The sequence below is a fragment of the Mycobacterium sp. SMC-2 genome (assembly GCF_025263485.1).
In the GTDB taxonomy this organism is placed as follows: Bacteria; Actinomycetota; Actinomycetes; order Mycobacteriales; family Mycobacteriaceae; genus Mycobacterium.
Map to the genome: position 1 here is coordinate 2,496,025 of NZ_CP079863.1, position 16,846 is coordinate 2,512,870.

Annotated in this window: 20 protein-coding genes and 1 pseudogene; 20 read left to right on the plus strand and 1 reads right to left on the minus strand. The window is 63.2% G+C overall.

Going from position 1 to position 16,846, the window contains the following annotated elements; translation table 11 throughout:
* Nucleotides 1–3: 3 nt before the first annotated feature.
* From rplS to KXD96_RS11820, 4 genes are all read left to right on the plus strand, one after another.
* Nucleotides 4–345 carry a 50S ribosomal protein L19 gene (rplS, locus tag KXD96_RS11805; RefSeq protein WP_007775353.1) on the plus strand — a complete coding sequence of 114 codons (342 nt, stop codon included), beginning with the start codon at nt 4–6 and terminating at the stop codon, nt 343–345.
* A gap of 69 nt (nt 346–414) precedes the next feature.
* Entirely contained in the window at nt 415–1,305 is an 891-nt protein-coding gene (gene lepB / locus KXD96_RS11810; protein ID WP_260744727.1) for a signal peptidase I, read from the plus strand.
* 2 nt (nt 1,306–1,307) lie between these two features.
* Nucleotides 1,308–2,102: a ribonuclease HII gene (locus KXD96_RS11815; RefSeq protein ID WP_260744728.1), complete on the plus strand. Its 795-nt coding sequence runs from the start codon at nt 1,308–1,310 to the stop codon at nt 2,100–2,102.
* 4 nt (nt 2,103–2,106) lie between these two features.
* Entirely contained in the window at nt 2,107–2,412 is a 306-nt protein-coding gene (locus tag KXD96_RS11820) for a DUF2469 domain-containing protein (protein WP_085196486.1), read from the plus strand.
* Nucleotides 2,413–2,418: 6 nt separating this feature from the next.
* Here the strand turns inward: KXD96_RS11820 and KXD96_RS11825 are convergent, their stop codons facing one another.
* Nucleotides 2,419–3,177: an ANTAR domain-containing protein gene (locus KXD96_RS11825; RefSeq protein WP_260744729.1), complete on the minus strand. Its 759-nt coding sequence runs from the start codon at nt 3,175–3,177 to the stop codon at nt 2,419–2,421.
* A 227-nt stretch (nt 3,178–3,404) separates the two neighbouring features.
* Here KXD96_RS11825 and KXD96_RS11830 point away from each other — a divergent pair, with 227 nt between their 5' ends.
* From KXD96_RS11830 to KXD96_RS11900, 16 genes and pseudogenes are all read left to right on the plus strand, one after another.
* Nucleotides 3,405–4,385, plus strand: a complete 981-nt coding sequence (locus KXD96_RS11830) for an NAD-dependent epimerase/dehydratase family protein (protein ID WP_260745338.1) — start codon at nt 3,405–3,407, stop codon at nt 4,383–4,385.
* Between the two features lie 70 nt (nt 4,386–4,455).
* Nucleotides 4,456–5,274 (plus strand): formate dehydrogenase accessory sulfurtransferase FdhD, encoded by an 819-nt coding sequence (fdhD, locus tag KXD96_RS11835; RefSeq protein ID WP_260744730.1) that lies wholly within the window; start codon nt 4,456–4,458, stop codon nt 5,272–5,274.
* Between the two features lie 114 nt (nt 5,275–5,388).
* Entirely contained in the window at nt 5,389–5,766 is a 378-nt protein-coding gene (locus KXD96_RS11840; protein WP_260744731.1) for a YraN family protein, read from the plus strand.
* Nucleotides 5,766–7,190: pseudogene (locus tag KXD96_RS11845) on the plus strand (YifB family Mg chelatase-like AAA ATPase); the annotation flags it as partial. The gene KXD96_RS11840 and the pseudogene KXD96_RS11845, both read left to right, overlap by 1 nt.
* Nucleotides 7,191–7,209: 19 nt before the next feature.
* Entirely contained in the window at nt 7,210–8,610 is a 1,401-nt protein-coding gene (locus KXD96_RS11850; protein WP_260744732.1) for a recombinase family protein, read from the plus strand.
* A gap of 630 nt (nt 8,611–9,240) precedes the next feature.
* Nucleotides 9,241–10,377: a helix-turn-helix domain-containing protein gene (locus KXD96_RS11855; protein WP_260744733.1), complete on the plus strand. Its 1,137-nt coding sequence runs from the start codon at nt 9,241–9,243 to the stop codon at nt 10,375–10,377.
* The gene (locus tag KXD96_RS11860; RefSeq protein ID WP_260744734.1) at nt 10,374–10,568 is read left to right on the plus strand and encodes a hypothetical protein; all 195 of its coding nucleotides are present in this window, start codon (nt 10,374–10,376) and stop codon (nt 10,566–10,568) included. The genes KXD96_RS11855 and KXD96_RS11860 overlap by 4 nt, the downstream gene beginning before the upstream one ends.
* Entirely contained in the window at nt 10,540–10,752 is a 213-nt protein-coding gene (locus KXD96_RS11865; RefSeq protein WP_260744735.1) for a hypothetical protein, read from the plus strand. The genes KXD96_RS11860 and KXD96_RS11865 overlap by 29 nt, the downstream gene beginning before the upstream one ends.
* On the plus strand, nt 10,752–11,165 hold the full coding sequence (locus tag KXD96_RS28765; RefSeq protein ID WP_396878491.1) for an HNH endonuclease: 414 nt from the start codon (nt 10,752–10,754) through the stop codon (nt 11,163–11,165). The genes KXD96_RS11865 and KXD96_RS28765 overlap by 1 nt, the downstream gene beginning before the upstream one ends.
* Nucleotides 11,166–11,412: 247 nt before the next feature.
* On the plus strand, nt 11,413–12,900 hold the full coding sequence (locus KXD96_RS11870) for a terminase large subunit domain-containing protein (protein WP_260744736.1): 1,488 nt from the start codon (nt 11,413–11,415) through the stop codon (nt 12,898–12,900).
* On the plus strand, nt 12,897–14,285 hold the full coding sequence (locus KXD96_RS11875; protein ID WP_260744737.1) for a phage portal protein: 1,389 nt from the start codon (nt 12,897–12,899) through the stop codon (nt 14,283–14,285). Before KXD96_RS11870 ends, KXD96_RS11875 begins: the two co-directional genes overlap by 4 nt.
* A gap of 4 nt (nt 14,286–14,289) precedes the next feature.
* Nucleotides 14,290–14,739: a hypothetical protein gene (locus KXD96_RS11880; protein WP_260744738.1), complete on the plus strand. Its 450-nt coding sequence runs from the start codon at nt 14,290–14,292 to the stop codon at nt 14,737–14,739.
* Between the two features lie 126 nt (nt 14,740–14,865).
* On the plus strand, nt 14,866–15,708 hold the full coding sequence (locus KXD96_RS11885) for a phage major capsid protein (RefSeq protein WP_260744739.1): 843 nt from the start codon (nt 14,866–14,868) through the stop codon (nt 15,706–15,708).
* Nucleotides 15,708–16,037 (plus strand): hypothetical protein, encoded by a 330-nt coding sequence (locus KXD96_RS11890; RefSeq protein WP_260744740.1) that lies wholly within the window; start codon nt 15,708–15,710, stop codon nt 16,035–16,037. Before KXD96_RS11885 ends, KXD96_RS11890 begins: the two co-directional genes overlap by 1 nt.
* Entirely contained in the window at nt 16,037–16,399 is a 363-nt protein-coding gene (locus KXD96_RS11895; protein WP_260744741.1) for a hypothetical protein, read from the plus strand. Before KXD96_RS11890 ends, KXD96_RS11895 begins: the two co-directional genes overlap by 1 nt.
* Nucleotides 16,396–16,761 carry a hypothetical protein gene (locus tag KXD96_RS11900; protein WP_260744742.1) on the plus strand — a complete coding sequence of 122 codons (366 nt, stop codon included), beginning with the start codon at nt 16,396–16,398 and terminating at the stop codon, nt 16,759–16,761. Before KXD96_RS11895 ends, KXD96_RS11900 begins: the two co-directional genes overlap by 4 nt.
* The last annotated feature ends 85 nt before the right edge of the window (nt 16,762–16,846 follow it).

Below are 16,846 nucleotides of genomic sequence, written 5' to 3' on the forward strand. Positions count from 1 at the left end.
AAGATGAACCGCCTGGACTTCGTCGACCAAGCGTCGCTGCGCGACGACATCCCGGTTTTCGGCCCGGGCGACACCATCAACGTGCATGTCAAGGTCATCGAGGGTGCCAAGGAGCGCATCCAGGTGTTCAAGGGCGTGGTGATCCGTCGTCAGGGCGGCGGCATCCGCGAGACCTTCACCGTGCGCAAGGAGAGCTACGGCGTCGGCGTCGAGCGCACCTTCCCGGTGCATTCGCCGAACATCGACCACATCGAGGTGGTGACCCGTGGCGATGTCCGCCGCGCCAAGCTGTACTACCTGCGCGAGCTCCGCGGCAAGAAGGCCAAGATCAAGGAAAAGCGCTGAGCCGGCACGGCCGGGCGGCGGTCCCGGTCGGTTTACAGCGCCACAATCTGCGCTGGCTACTCTGATCTCGTGACCGATCCCACGGACTCACCTGAGCCCCAGTCCGCCCAGTCAGAGCCGAAGGTCTCCACCCGCATCCCGGACACGCCCGAAGGCGAGGCGCCGAAGGCCGCCGAACCCATCCCCGAACCGGCGGACGCGCCCGACGCGGACCGGCCGGAACGCACCAAGCGATCCACGCTGCGGGAATTTGCGCTGCTGGCGGTCATCGCCGTGGGGCTCTATTACGTCATGCTGACGTTCGTGGCGCGGCCCTACCTGATCCCGTCGGAATCGATGGAGCCGACGCTGCACGGCTGCTCCGGCTGCGTCGGTGACCGGATCATGGTCGACAAGGTCACCTACCGCTTCGACGCACCCCGCCCGGGTGACGTCATCGTCTTCAAGGGACCGCCCTCATGGAACCTGGGGTACAAATCGATCCGGTCAAACAACACCTTGCTGCACTGGGCGCAAGACGCGCTGTCCTTCATCGGCTTCGTGCCGCCCGACGAGAACGACCTGGTCAAGCGGGTCATCGCGGTCGGAGGGCAGACGGTGCAGTGCCGGGCCGACACCGGGTTGACGGTCAACGGCAAGCCCCTCAAGGAGCCCTACCTCGATCCGGCCACCATGATGGCCGACCCATCGGTGTACCCATGCCTGGGCAGCGAGTTCGGCCCGGTCACCGTGCCGCAGGGGCGGCTGTGGGTGATGGGCGACAACCGGACGCACTCGGCGGACTCCCGCGCCCACTGCACCAGCGTCCCGGCCGAGGCGCTCAAGGGAGTGTTGTGCACGGGCGATCCGGCGTCGGGGACCGTTCCGGTGTCCAACGTGATCGGCAAGGCGAGGTTCATCGTGTGGCCGCCCGGTCGCTGGGGCGGCGTGTCGTCGGTGAACCCGCAGCAGCATCAGTAGCCATGGCCACGACGTGGCCGCCGCGGACGGTGATCCGCAAGTCGTCGGGACTGCGCACCCTGGAGTCGGCGCTGTACCGCAACGGGTTGGGACCGGTGGCCGGCGTGGACGAGGTCGGGCGCGGCGCCTGCGCGGGCCCACTCGTGGTCGCGGCCTGTGTGCTCGGAGCGGGACGCCTGGAAAGCCTTGCCGCGCTTGATGATTCGAAGAAGCTCACCGAGAGCGCCCGAGAGAAGTTGTTCCCGCTGATCCGTCGCTACGCGCTGGCCTACCACGTGGTGTACATACCGCCCGCCGAGGTGGACCGGCGCGGAGTGCACGTCGCCAACATCGAGGGCATGCGGCGCGCCGTGGCGGGCCTGTCCCTGCGCCCCGGTTACGTGCTGAGCGACGGATTCCGGGTGCCCGGGCTGCCCGTGCCGTCGCTACCGGTGATCGGGGGCGACGCGGCGGCGGCGTGCATCGCCGCGGCCAGCGTGCTGGCGAAGGTCAGCCGGGACCGGCTGATGGTCGCCATGGACGCCGACCACCCCGGTTACGGTTTCGCCGAGCACAAGGGCTACAGCACGCCGGCGCACAGCGCGGCGCTGACACAGCTGGGTCCCTGCCCCGAACACCGCCGTTCCTTCATCAATGTCCGGCGCGTGGTCATAGGCTCGCAAGCATCGGGTGGCCGCGTGATGGCCGAATGCAGACCGGACCTCCGCCCGCACGCGGCAGATATCGGTGAGGAAAGATGGGGCCAGGATTCCCCCGGTGGAACGCGGGGGAAGTGTTTCTCCGAGAAGGACGTCTGAACAGATGAGTGCCGAGGATCTCGAAAAGTACGAAACCGAGATGGAGCTCTCGCTGTACCGCGAATACAAGGACATCGTCGGGCAGTTCAGCTACGTCGTGGAAACCGAGCGCCGCTTCTACCTGGCCAACAGCGTCGAGATGGTGCCACGCAACGCCGAGGGGGAGGTGTACTTCGAACTGAGACTCTCTGACGCCTGGGTGTGGGACATGTACCGGCCGGCCCGGTTCGTCAAGCAGGTGCGGGTCGTGACGTTCAAGGACGTCAACATCGAAGAGGTGGAGAAGCCCGAGCTGCGGCTGCCGGAATAGCCGGGGCTAGCCGTTCTGCCCGTCTTCCGCCGCCGGTAGCTCGCCCCGTTTCTTGATGACCTCCCGCGCCACGTCGGCCAGCCTGATGTTCAGCGCTTGCGAGTGACGCCGCAGCAGGTCGAACGCCTGCTCCTCGGTCATGTCGTGGAGCAGCATCAACATGCCGACCGCCTTGCCGATCTCGCGGTTGCTCAGCAACCCCCGTCGAAGGCTGCTGGCGTCCTCACCCTTGGCGACCGCATTGATGGCCACGCTGGCGAACGCGGCCAGCACCGCCGCGCGCCCGGCCGCCTCGGCGTCGAACACGCCTGCGGCGTCGCTGAACAGGTTGAGGGCGGCACCTTTGCGTTTGTCCACGAGCAGCCGAAAGCCCATCGCCCCGCGCACGGGTGTCTCCGCCACCAGTACCTTCGCCAGCCGGGGCCATAGCGACGGCGTCGTCAGGTCCGGCTCGATCTGCGGGGTTTCCTCCTCGATCGCGTCGATGCAGGGACCATCGCCGGAACGCCGTTCCAGCTCGTCGATCTGCTGCGCCAGCCGGTCACTCGCGCCCGCGGTGACGTAGCGGTCGCCTTCACGCACCAACAGGCTGGCGTGATCACACCCGCGGACGACCAGGGTGGCGGCGACGCAGATGGCCGCATACATCTGGCCGACGTCCGAGCCCTGGTAGATGATCTCGGCCAGCGCGGCGAAAACCGTCGCGGGGTCGGCCTTCTCCCCGCCGAGCACCGGCCGGCCGGCGGCCGTCGATTCGTCCCCCATGTTGTGCCCTCATTCCCAGGTTCGATCGCCGTAGATTATCGGTCGTCGGCGCGAGGGTCACACGCTGTTCGGTGTGATTGCGACGAAATCCACGCGCCCCGGCTGACGGTCCACGGGCCAGCGGAAACACCCGCTGGCAATTCGAGTACCCGCGATCCGCGCGGCGTCCCGCGTTACGTTTCCCACCCGTGGTTTCGGCCGGGGCCTCCGTGGGCAAGACGCTTGGAGTGGGAATTTCCGTCGCGGTGACAGGGCCAACCGGCGAGATCGGCATGTCGGCGGTCAACGCGCTGGAGCGCGAACCCGCCGTGGACGCCATCGTCGGGATGGCGCGCCGGCCGTTCGACCCGTCTTCGCGCGGCTGGCAGAAGACCACCTACCAGCAGGGCGACATCCTGGACCGCGAGGCCGTCGACGCGCTGGTGGCACACGCCGACGTGGTGATCCACCTGGCGTTCATCATCATGGGTTCGCGCGAAGAGAGCGCCCGCATCAACCTGCAGGGCACCCGCAACGTGTTCGAGGCGACGGTGGCCAGCGAGCGGGCACGGCGCCTGGTGTACACGTCGTCGGTGGCGGCCTACGGCTATCACCGCGACAATCCCGACCCGCTGACCGAGGACGTGCCCGCGCGGGGCTCCGACGAGCATTACTACTCCGCGCAGAAGGCCGCATGTGAGGCGCTGCTCGCCGAGATCACCAAGGACTCGCCGATCGAGGTGTTCGTCTTGCGGCCGTGCATCGTGGCCGGCCCCAACGCCACCGCCCTGGCCGACGCGATGCCGTGGAACCAACTGCCCGGCCCGATGCGCGCGGTGGTCAAGGCGGTGCCGATGCTGAAGCCGGTCGTCCCGGATCCGGGGTTTCCGTTGCAGTTGGTGCACCACGACGACGTCGCGAGCGCGATCGCGCTGGCCGCCACCGCGCCGGCGCCGCCCGGTGCGTACAACATCGCCGGTGACGGCGTCGTCACCGTGGCGGACGTGGCCAGGGCGCTGGGCGGCCGCCCGGTGCGGGTTCCCGCCGTTGCGGCCTCCGCCGCGTCGGCGGCGCTTGCACGCGTGCCGCTCATCCCGTCGATGCTGGAATGGCTGCACACCGCGCGCACGTCGATGGTCATGGACACGACCAAGGCGCGCACGCAACTCGGCTGGCGGCCGGTCCACTCCTCGGCTGAAACCCTGACCGCGCTGGCTTCGGCGCTGTGAGGCCGAGGTAGTTTGACTGCGTGAGGTCTCAGCGTTGCGCCGCGATCCCCGCCGGCGGTGAAATCGCCTAGTGCGGCACGTAACCGCGCGCCGGCGGGTCAAGCATCTCACCGCCGGGAAAGCGATCAGCCGGCCCGAGACGCTTGTCGTCGAGGAGCCGCTGGAGATCCGGGTGAACGGCGCGGCGCTCACCGTGACCATGCGCACGCCGGGCGCGGATTTCGAACTGGCGCAAGGCTTTCTGCTCACCGAGGGAATCATCGCGGGCCGAGACGACGTGCTGACCATCCGGTATTGCGGCGGTGCCGTCGAGGGCACGAACACCTATAACGTCCTGGACGTGACGTTGGCCCCCGGCGTCACGGCACCCACCCTCGATGTGACCCGCAACTTCTACACCACCTCGTCGTGCGGGGTGTGCGGCAAGGCGTCGCTGGACGCGGTGCGGCTGGCCGGCCGCTTTTCGCCCGGCGCGGATCCCTCGACCGTCGCGGCGAGTGCGCTCGGGGCGATGCCCGCCCAACTTCGTTCCGCGCAAAAGGTTTTCGACAGCACCGGCGGGCTGCACGCCGCGGCGCTATTCGGGGGCGACGGCACGATGTTGGCGGTGCGAGAGGACGTCGGCAGGCACAACGCGGTCGACAAGGTCATCGGCTGGGCGCTGGAGCGCCGGCGGGTGCCGCTGGCCGGCTCGGTGCTTCTGGTCAGCGGGCGGGCCTCCTTCGAGTTGACGCAGAAAGCGGTGCTGGCCGGGATTCCGGTGCTGGCCGCCGTGTCCGCACCGTCGTCGCTGGCGGTCTCGTTGGCCGAGGAGTCGGGGATCACCCTGGTGGCGTTCCTGCGGGAGGACTCGATGAACATCTACACCAGGGCCGATCGCATCAGCTAGCCGTTCTCGGCCGGTTGTGCATGAACGCGGCACTGGGGATAACCGGTCGTCGCGGACGGGTCGCAAGCGTGGCTGTGGCCCGCCCCGTCGGGGCCATCCCGCACAGTGGCCGGCATGAGGACCGAAACGACGATGACCCGGGTGCAACTCGGGGCGATGGGTGAGGCACTCGCCGTCGATCACTTGACCAGGATGGGATTGCGGATCCTGCACCGCAACTGGCGCTGCCGCTACGGCGAGCTCGACGTCATCGCCTGCGACGACGCCACGCGCACGGTGGTGTTCGTCGAGGTGAAGACCCGCACCGGTGACGGCTACGGCGGGCTGGCGTACGCGGTCACCGAACGTAAGGTGCGCCGGCTGCGCCGGCTGGCCGGGCTGTGGCTGGCCGGCCAGGACACGCGCTGGGCGGCCCTGCGCATCGACGTGATCCGGGTGCGGATCGGACGCAGCCGCACCCCCGAAATCACTCATTTGCAAGGGATCGGCTGATGGCGCTGGGTCGTGCGTTCTCGGTCGCCGTGCGCGGGGTAGACGGACAAATCGTCGAAATCGAAGCCGACATCAGCTCCGGGCTGCCGGGCGTGCATCTGGTCGGTTTACCCGACGCCGCCCTGCAGGAGTCCCGCGACCGGGTCAGGGCGGCGGTCGCCAATTGCGGCAACAGCTGGCCGCAGGCGCGGCTGACGCTCGCGCTCTCCCCGGCGACGCTGCCGAAGATGGGTTCGGTCTACGACATCGCCCTGGCCGCGGCCGTCCTGTCGGCGCAGCGAAAGAACCCGTGGGACCGGCTGGAGAAGACGGTGCTGCTGGGCGAGCTGTCGCTGGACGGCCGGGTCCGCCCGGTGCGCGGCGTGCTACCGGCCGTGCTCGCCGCCAAACGCGATGGCTGGCCGGCCGTCGTCGTCCCGGTGGACAACCTGGCCGAGGCCAGCCTTGTCGACGGCATCGACGTCTAGGGCGTGCGCACGCTGAGGCAGTTGCGAAAGTGGCTCAGCGGGTCCGGCACCCTGGAAGACAGGATCACTGCTACGGCCACCGCGCCGGAGCCGTCGGTGGATCTGGCCGATGTGGTCGGGCAGACGCAGGCGCGTTTCGCGGTGGAGGTGGCCGCCGCCGGGTCCCATCACCTCATGCTCACCGGGCCGCCCGGCATCGGCAAAACCATGCTCGCCCAACGACTCCCGGGGCTGCTGCCGCCGCTGTCGGAGAGCGAGTCGCTGGAGGTCACCGCGATCCATTCGGTGGCCGGCCTGCTGTCGGGGGACACGCCCCTGATCACCACGCCGCCGTTCGTCGCGCCGCATCACAGCTCCAGCGTGGCCGCGCTCGTCGGCGGCGGCTCGGGCATGGCGCGTCCGGGCGCGGTCAGCCGCGCGCACCGCGGGGTGCTCTTCCTCGACGAATGCGCGGAAATCAGCGTCAGCGCGCTGGAGGCCCTGCGAACTCCGTTGGAGGACGGGGAGATTCGTCTCGCCCGGCGCGACGGGGTGGCCTGTTACCCGGCCCGGTTCCAGCTGGTGTTAGCGGCCAACCTGTGCCCCTGCGCGCCCGCCGATCCGCGGGATTGCATCTGCGCGGCGGCGGTCAAGCGTCGCTACCTGGGCAAGCTGTCCGGGCCGCTGCTGGACCGGGTGGACCTGCGGGTGCAGATGCATGCGGTGCGCGGGGGCGCGTTTTCGGGCGCCAAAGCCGAATCGACGGCACAGGTTCGGCACCGGGTGGCCCAGGCCCGTGCTGCCGCGGCCGAGCGGTGGTCACCGCACGGATTCCGCACCAACGCCGAGGTCAGCGGGGCGCTATTGCGTCGAAAATTCCGCCCCGGCAACGCCGCGATGGAACCGCTGCAAAGGGCGCTGTACCGTGGGGCGCTCAGCATCCGGGGCCTGGACCGTACCCTGCGGGTCGCGTGGACACCGTGTTAGCATAACTCCCGTGCGGGCCGCTGTCTATCTGCGTCAAAGCCAAGATCGCTCGGGAGAGGGGCTTGGTATAGATCGGCAACGGGAGGACTGCCAAAAGCTCATCGAGGCCCGCGGGTGGAAGGTCGTCGCTGAATTTGTTGAGAACGATGTAAGCGCCACTAGCAGGAAACCCCGGCCGCAGTTTTCCGCGATGATGAAGCGGGTTGACGCTGGCGACTTCGACGTAATCGTGTCCCGACACATGGATCGGCTACTCAGAAAGCTCTCGGAGTTAGAGAGTGTGTTGGAGCGTTGCGAGGCCCATAAGGCAGCGATAGTTACGGCTGCGGATGGTGTCGACACTTCGACTGATGGCGGCAAACTTGTGGCGAGAATTCTCTCGTCGGTAGCGCAAGGTGAGGTTGAACGCAAGGGCGCGAGGCAGAAATCCGCTGCGATACAGGCCGCTCAGATGGGCAAATGGATCGGCGGCAGACGGGCGTTTGGATATGAGCCAGACGGGATAACCGTCCGCGACACCGAGGCCGCGATGATCCGACAGGGCTACGCGGACGTGTTGGCCGGCATGTCACTAGCCGAGATAGCCCGCAGATGGAACGCGGCGGGATTCGTATCGGGACAGGGCAATCCGTGGCAGCGGCATACCGTTAAAGAGGTTCTAACCAACCCTCGCAACGCTGGGCTGCGGCGGCACCGGGCACAAGACGACCGCAGCGAGAGCCGGAAGGACCCCGAGTACGGCATTAAGGGCCGCGCAGAGTGGGATGCCATCGTGCCCGAGGACACTTGGCGTGCCGCTGTCCGTGTTCTCTGTGATCCATCTAGGAGACGAGCACCCACAGGCGCCAAAGGGCTGCTGACGGGTGTTGCGGTGTGCGGGGTCTGCGGCGAGTTCGTCAACATGAGCGGCGGTCATCAGCGCGGAATCCGTAACTATCGCTGCCGCACGCAAAGGCACGTAGCCAGGTTGGCCGAGCCGGTAGACCGGTACGTGTCAGACGTGGTTCTTGGCGTCCTCAAGAGGCCAGATGCTCAGAAGTTGTGGTCGCCTGACGACACCGACGTTGCCGCGCTAATGGCAGAAGCGGACGTGTTACGTCGCCGCAAGGATGACATCGCCCTGGATTACGCCGATGGGGTAATGAGCCGCGAGCAATTCCGAGCTGCCAACGAGCGCGTGCTGTCCCGTCTGGCGGATCTTGAATCCCGTATCGCCGCTTCTGGGTCATCGTCGCCGCTGTCAATCGTGGCCTCAGCCGACGTCGACAACGAGTGGGAGAACGCCTCGGTTGCCCATAGACGGCAAATCATCGCCGCCCTCACCGTTCCGGTACTTCATCACCCTGGACGCGGTGTGCGGACGTTCAGGCCCGAGTCGGTGACGTTCCGCTGGCACGGACGGACTGAATAACCGCGCGTACCCGGTCGCGCTGCTCGGGGGTTAGTGGGGGAGCGGCCTCGACCTCGGCGTTGACCGCGCGCATGTAGTCATCTGCGGTTGCCGTCACCCATATTATTATCCGGCGAAATGCCGCTTCCCCAATTCGGGACAAATTGGCTCAAAACGAAGCGGCAAAAGTTCGTATAATCTCGCCCGCAACGCCCACGTATGCACTCTAAGTCTGCACTCCTAAGTATGCACTTCCGGTCTATGTATGCACTCTAGAGCCTCTATGTATGCACTTTTCTGCCGCTAAGTATGCACTCTAGTGCACCCTACCTTATTAAAGACCCTATTAAGGGTCTTATTAAAAAAATCTTTAGCCAGGAAAAGCGCTTCGCGCAGCATGGAACATGATAAATCTGGACTAGATCAATTTTGAAACCCATTTCCTAAAACCCTGATACAATAATATCGGGAGAGGGAAATTACTCCCATTCGCAATTTTGGAGCAATGAACATGAACACGGTACAGATGTCCCTACGACTGCCGGTCGCGCTCGAAAAGTCACTACGTGACCACGCCTGGACGACTAGGCAGACCCCGCAGGATTTCATCAGAACTGTCGTAGCTGAACGGTTGCGCGAGGTCCAGGACGCATGAACCACAACGAGTACCGCGATGCTATCGCTGGCCGTTTGCGCGGCTCCAAAGCGAACGTTCTAAACGTGTTCCTGCGGTACTCGGATTACAAAACAAGCACAAACTCGCGGCCATCGATTAAGACCGTCGCCGAGAAGTGCGGCTTGAAGGAACGCCAAACCCGCAAGATCGTGAAAGAACTTGTGGCGGACGGTTTCCTAGTTCAGTGTAAACGCGGCGGAGGGAAACTCGCCTCGGTCTACGACCTCACCATCCCTGCCGAAAAGCCAATAGAGGAAACGGCAAATTCCGGTAAGATCAATGACGTGAAGTATTGCGTTGACTGTAATGAGCCGGTGACTTGCGACGATGAGCGCGCCCGCAAAGGTGGCATTGACAAAGAATACGGCTCAATCCACTTCAACTGCCTGAAACTCCGAGCGGCAAAGCCCTCCAAGGAGGCCCCAATCGAGTACCCGATTCGTCCCCACAGCAGCGAGGATGAGCCGCGTCCGGAGTATCGCCAAGATGAGTTCGGTAACTACGTGGGCTGGAACATTCCCGACTGCCGCACTCCCGGTTGCGGCGCCAGCGGTGTACTTCGCGGACTGTGCTTCGCCTGCACGAAGGGCGAAAGTGGCCATCTCCGCGAACCGTCGCCCGAGCCGCCGCACTGCTGTGTCGACTGCGATAGGCCGATCAGGAAAGACAGATTCGACCCGCTAGCCGGTATGGAGAAAAACGGCGAATGGCTACACCTGGCGTGCATTCAAATCCGCGCCACGGTCGAGCGCGGCCAGAAACCCCACATTCCGCAAGCCGTGCGGACGAACAAACACGCGCCCAATCCGAAGCCCGTAGAACAAGTCGACCAGTTCTCTTACCCTCCGGGCCATCCGTGGGCAAGATGGGATAAAACGCCCTACCCGAACACGTGCATCGGTGGTTGCGGTCGGCACAGCGACGACTGCGAGGTTTTTGGGTCTGACGGACCTAAGTGCGGCGAGTGTTTCCCCGATGTCAAACCGGCTCCAAAGGAATGCCCCAAGTGTTCCGAGTACGGGCGTGGGCAGTGTTTCAAGCACAACCCCGAGGCGTTGCGGAAGTGGAAAGCCAGACAAGATCCGTTTGCGGAGATGGCCGATATCGCGTGAGCACCCTCTACCCGTGCACCCTGCGCACCGAATGGCATCCCACTGGCAGCCTGGTCGATGTCGTCCTCGACACCAGCGACGTGCACCACACCCGCATCTGCCTCACCAAGGATCTAGCCATTCAACTGCGGCACCAGCTCGACAATCAGAAGGCGTTACATAGTGATCATCGAAGAACACATTCCACCTGAAAACCTGCATGTCCTCGTCGCTGCGGCCACACATTACGCCGGCAATGGCAAGTACGTGCTGCGGACGCTTGACCACAATGATGTGACCAAGGATTTCGTGCTCGATGGAATCGCGTTCAATCACTTGTCGAAGATGATTGATGCTTCCCTGCTCGAAGGCTTAGGCGACCTCGACACCGAATAGTGCCCCTACTCAAGACATGCTTGGGTTGCCAAGAGTCGATACAGTCCGGTAGTCGTTGCCCTAATTGCCGCCCCAAACGGACACGCAGGCCCAAACCGAACCCCTTCTATAGTTCGTACCGATGGCGGAAGCTGGCACGCGACACGAGGCGTAGAAGCCCATTATGTGAGCGCTGTGGACATACAGGATCACCTGACAACTGCCTCACAACAGAGCACGTCCTAAGCCTCAAAGCAAGACCAGACCTCAGACTAGAACCGCTCAACACTGCGACCCTTTGCAATCGGTGCAACGCCTCACGTCAACCATGGCCTCAATGGCGCCAGCAAATGGTGCTGGACGCAATCGAAGCACGCAAGCAACGGGCAGCTAAATCGTACGACCTGCGCAAACAGGTTCACCCCGAAACCTGACGCTCTGACCAGCACCAACACCGTGGATTTCCCCCACGCATCTGGGAGTCCCACCTGCATACCCCCTGGTGAGCACACCATCCGGTGATCCATAACCACTGGTCAGGGCACCGCTGACCGTCCCATGGTGACCATGGGGGGTAGGGGTATCGCGACCCGATCGCCCACGGTACGGCAAAAAGCGGGGAGCCGAATTAATGCGGCGGGCGCGGTGCTGTGCACAGCAAACTCGAATTGGAAGGCGAAAGTGGCGGAACTACGCCGCGGAGTAAAGGCGAAAGCCGACCCATCTCCGTTGCCGTTCAATACGCGACTTAAAGGCTCTAAGCGTTTCGCTAAATTCGTACGTGACTTCATCATCACCCCGAAGGGTCGCGGCGTCAATCAGCCCATGAAGCTGCGCCCATGGCAGGTCGATTTGATGGCCTCCGTGTTGGACGCGGAGAGGCGCCCTAGTATCGCCGGCTTCATGCTGCCAAGGGGTCAGGGAAAAACGACTCTGATGGCAGCGTGGGCCATTTATGAGTTGTTCTGTGGCCCGGATGGTAATCAGATCGTGGTTACCGCTGTTGATGAGCGTCAGGCGAAACTGACATTCTCCACTGCGGCCAGAATGATCGAACTCAATGACGAGTTGGCGAAGCGGTGCCTCGTCTACCGGGAACGCCTCGAACTTCCCGCTAAGGGCAGCTCGTTTGTTGCCCTCCCGGCTGAGCCAAAGCGGTTGGAAGGGTTGGGCAACTTCACGCTGGCCATTGTCGACGAGATCGGCGTCGTTGCCCGCGAGACCTGGCAGACCATCCTGTTGGGCCTGGGGAAGATGGACGACGCCACGGTTTGCGGGATCGGCACCCCTCCGGTGGGTGATGATTCGGTCCTGTTCGATCTGCGTAACCACGCCCGCGAGCACCCCGACGACGACTCGTTTGTGTGGCGCGAGTACTCCGCAGCAGGCTTTGAGGATCACCCGGTGGATTGCCGCCACTGCTGGTATGCCTCGAATCCGGCGATGGACCCCGAGCAGGACCCGTTCCTGTTCGAGCGTGACCTGTTGGCGCTTCTGGGGAAGGTGACCGAGGCCAGTTTTCGGCGTGCCCGCTTGTGCCAGTTGCCGTTCGATGTGGAGAACGCGCTAGTTGACCCCGATACGTGGCGTGCCCTGTCGACTGATGTGGGCATACCTGACGGCACCGATGTGGTGATCGCACTTGATGGCTCCCACAACCGCGACTGCACTGCGCTTCTTATCGGATCTATCAGTGCCACACCGCATTTCGACACATTGGCAGTGTACTCGAATACGGGTCAACCGGGCTGGAAAGTAGACGTTCTAGCCGTAGAGCAGAAGATCCGAGACGCCTGCAAACGATGGAATGTCAAAGAGCTGGTGATGGACCCCTTCAGGTGGAATCGGACGGGGCAGGTTCTGGCTGGCGAGGGATTGACCGTCCACGAATTCCCCTGGTCTCCGCAGCGTGTCACCAAGGCCACCACGGAGCTGCACGGGGCCATCTTGAATAAGAACCTGAGCCATTCCGGCGACGCGCAACTCCGCGACCACGTTCTGGCTGCCACGGTCCACGAAACCGACAACGGACTCAGGATCGGCAAGGTTTCCCGCTCCGAAAAGGCCCCCAAGATCGACCTAGCCGCAGCCCTGGTGATGTGCCATTCCCGCTGCGTGTGGCTGGGAACCAAACCCCAAAAACGAAAAAGGACCGCTTCATTCGCATGAGCACCCCAGACGCGCTCGTCAATCTGCTGATGACCCTCGATGCCCCACAGGGCAGATTCGCAGAACTGTCGAGGTACTACGAGGGCTACCAACCCCTCAGCTTTCTGTCGCCAGAATCCCTGAAATGCCTTGGTAATCGCTTCGCCCGGATGAACGTCAACATCTGCCGGCTCGCCATCCAGTCTCAGATTGAGCGGCTGAGGGTTTGCGGTTTTGAGGGTGACGACCGGGTTTGGGACTGGTGGGTGCAGAACGAGCTGGACCTCGAATCCGAGATGGCACACAGGGAAGCGTGCCTTTATGGGGCTTCGTATGCGTTGATTTGGACGCCCACGGGTGGCTCGCCAGTTGTCACCATCGAATCGGCCCGGCAAGTGGCTGTTCACGCCGACCCGCACACTCGGCAGATCACCGAGGCGGTAAAGCGGTATTACACCGATGGGCAGACACACGCCTGGTGGTACCTGCCCGACGTGATCCGCCACTACCAAGCCAACACGGTCTCCGCAGCCAACACGGCGCTAGAGCTTGTAGCGGAGTTACCCAACCCGTTGGCCGTCGTTCCGGTCGTGCAATTAAGGAATTCGAGCCGAATCCCCGTCTCCCACGTCGCCTACCCGGATCGGTTGTTGGAATACGGAACCTCTGACCTACAGGACGTGCTGCCCTTGGTTGACGCCCTGTCAAAGACATTGGCGGACATGATGATTTCGAGCGAGTTCACCGCCAGGCCCAGGAGATGGGCCACGGGGGTGGAACTGGTGGAGACTCCCCGCGTTGACGACAACGGCAACCCCGTTTTGGACACGAACGGGGAGCAGATCGTGGACACCGAGAACCCGTTTCCCGAGGGCGACAAGATGATGATCTCGGAGGAGGCGGCTGCGAAGTTCGGCCAGCTCGAGGGCTCAGACCTGTCCGGTTACGAGAATGCCGTCAAGGTCATCATGTCAGCGATACAGGCCGTGACATGTCTTCCCGCAAGCTATCTTGGCATCTTGTCCGACCAACCAAACTCCGCTGATGCGCTCCGTGCAGCGTCAGCCGGGTTGACGGCGCGGGCCGAGAGCAAACAGAAGTCTTTCGGTAAGGGGTGGACGCGAGTCGCCCAACTCATGGTCGCCGCTAACGATGGCGCGGACCCTAACAGTGTGAATGTCAGCACGAAATGGAGCCCCGCGGATTACAGGTCTATGGCCGAAGAGTCCGACGCCGCTCTAAAGCTCTACTCGGGTGGAATTCTGAGCCGCGAAACTACCCTTGCCCGGTTGGGGTTTTCCGAAAGTGAGATTGCCGTGGAAATCGAGCGGCTGAATGCGGACCACACAGCTGCCGACAACACCCGCTTTAACCGATACCTGGAACAAATGCAGACCCAAGGATGAGTAAATGACCGAAGAAGACGCCCCAGAATCCACGGAGACGAACGAAAATGGGTCACCCGATACCGGAGTGGCCGGGAACACCCCAGAGACGACAGAGGCCCAGGCGGAAACGTTTGACCGTAGTTATGTCGAAGGGCTCCGCAAAGAAAACGCCAACTACAGGGATAGGGCCAAGACCGCCCAAGCCAGGGTTGAGGAGCTTTGCCGCGAGCTGGTCATGTCCCGCATCTCCGCCACCGGCAGACTGGCCGACCCCACCGACCTTCAGTTTGGTGCGGAGGAGGCGTCGGCGTTCCTCGATGACCCCAGCGCTCTCAATGCCGCAATTGATTCACTCCTAGAGGCGAAACCACATTTGGCGTCCCGCAGACCTGCCGGCGATATCGGTCAGGGCCAGCGAGGGGCCGCAGCGCAGCCGTTTAATCTCCTCCAAGAGCTTAAAGCCCGCATCTAAAATTTCGTGCGATAATTGAATTAAGAGGTCCGGTACCTCTGATTCATTTCTGGCCTGGTGCCATTCTCGATTCGTCCCGGTGGCGTGTCGCTTCAACCACACGTTTTCTGACACTGGGACAATTCTGTGACTATCGAAGTGCCTTCGGGCAACTCTGCTCTCTTACAGAGCCAAATTGCTGACCTTATCGTTCAGCCCCTTTTGGAGCGGTCGACCTTCCTAAGCGCCGGGCCGACCATCATCGACTCCCACAACTCGCTTCGCATTCCACGCATCTCTTCCCCGTCGACTGCGAACTTCGTTGCGCCGGGTACGCAGATTTCGGACGGCTCGGTCAGCTTCGATGAAGTTGACCTGCTGCCTACCAGCCTGGAATCGCTCAAGGTTTTGGTGAAGGTGTCGAACGAGTTGGTACGCCAAAGCGCCATCGCCTTGAACGCCGTTCTGCAAAACCGCATCGTCAACGATGTCGCGCTAGCTCTGGACGCCGCTCTGTGGAACGGGTCTGGCTCAAGCAACACCATCAAGGGCATTCTGCAGACCTCGGGCGTTGCCACCGGCACCCTGGACCTCACCACGCCTGACAGCCTCATCGACGGCATGAATACCGCCCTGGCGAACTTCGTGCAGCCCACCCACTGGGTGATGCGTCCCGACGTTTACACCGCCTTCCGCAAGCTGAAGGCCGGTACCAGTGACGCGCGGTACCTGTTCAACCCCTCGGACGCCTACGCCGCCAACAGTTACAACCTGGTTGGCCTGCCGGTCATCATCACCAGCCACGTACCGGACAACACCGTTGCGCTGGTGGACTTCTCCCACGTTGTGGTCGCCCGTGATCTGGACACTGAGGTCCGGTTGCTGCTGGAAACCTTCGGTGACTATGACTCGGTGGGTATCCGCGTGGTTACCCGCTACGACGTTGCACTGACGCAGCCTCACGCGGTCACCCTGCTCACTACGGCCTAATGGCAGCCCCCACGGCTTCTGACCTGGGCACGTTCCTGGGGCCGATGTACGGGGCCGACCTCGACAGCGGGCAAGCCACATCGGTTCTAGCCACGGTCACCGCAATGGCATCCGCCTACACGCGCGGCGTTGGCTTCACGAATGGTGTTCCCAATTCGGACATTTCGGCCGTGATCCTCACCGCTTCCGCGCGAATGATCTCGCACATACGTCAGACTCAGGTCTACGAGGTGCAAGGCCCGGAGTCGCAGAACATCATGGATAACAAGCTGGTTTGGTCGACTGCTGAACTGTCCGTGTTGAACCGCTATCGAGTTATGGCACGCTGATGGCCGATCACGAACTCGAAGTGAACATCTATCCCGCCCCCAACCCCGCACTCACTGAGATCCTGGTCAGCGAGGACATGGGGAAGATCGTCGGCGAGTACGGGCAGAAAGTCGAGACTGTGTTCCGGGCAAGCATTGCCGGCCGGCAACGCAAGCATGATGTTCATCCGGGCCTCATGGAATCCTCGGTGTACTCAAGGACTTTCATCGGGGGCGACAAGGGTGACCGATACGTCTGTGAAGTCGGCAGCACCGTGCCGTATATGGGAGCTGATGAGTTTGGCCGGGAAGCCTACGGACAGTACGCGCCGCACCACGATTTGAGGGACGCCCTCTATAGCGTCCTGCCGTACAAGCCATGAACGGCACCACCGCGGATCTCTGGCGGGCTTCTGGTGGCCGAGACCGCCACGGCGACCCACAGGGCGGCTACACGTTCCTAGGCACCATCGCGAATGTGCTTGTCGGCTCTATTTCGTCGCAGCGTTATAGCGGCAACGAGGCAAGACAGGAATCGGCTGATGGTGGCGGTTCGGTTGGATTCGAACGCAATGGGAAGCTGACCACAGGCGAACCAGCCCCAGTGGTTAAGTTCGGGGACCGTCTGGTTATTGGCGGCTCTCAGCCCTATGAGGTGACCTCAGACGCGAATTGGGGAACGCCTCATTCGATGACTGGTTGGCAGCCACCTCGTTACTACGTCGACGTTCGCTACCGCCGCTGAAATTAGACGCACCCGGTTCCTAGTCATTGCCGGGTTTGCTGCTCCCTCTCTGAGGCCTCTTCACCCTCGGAGGGGTGAGACTTCC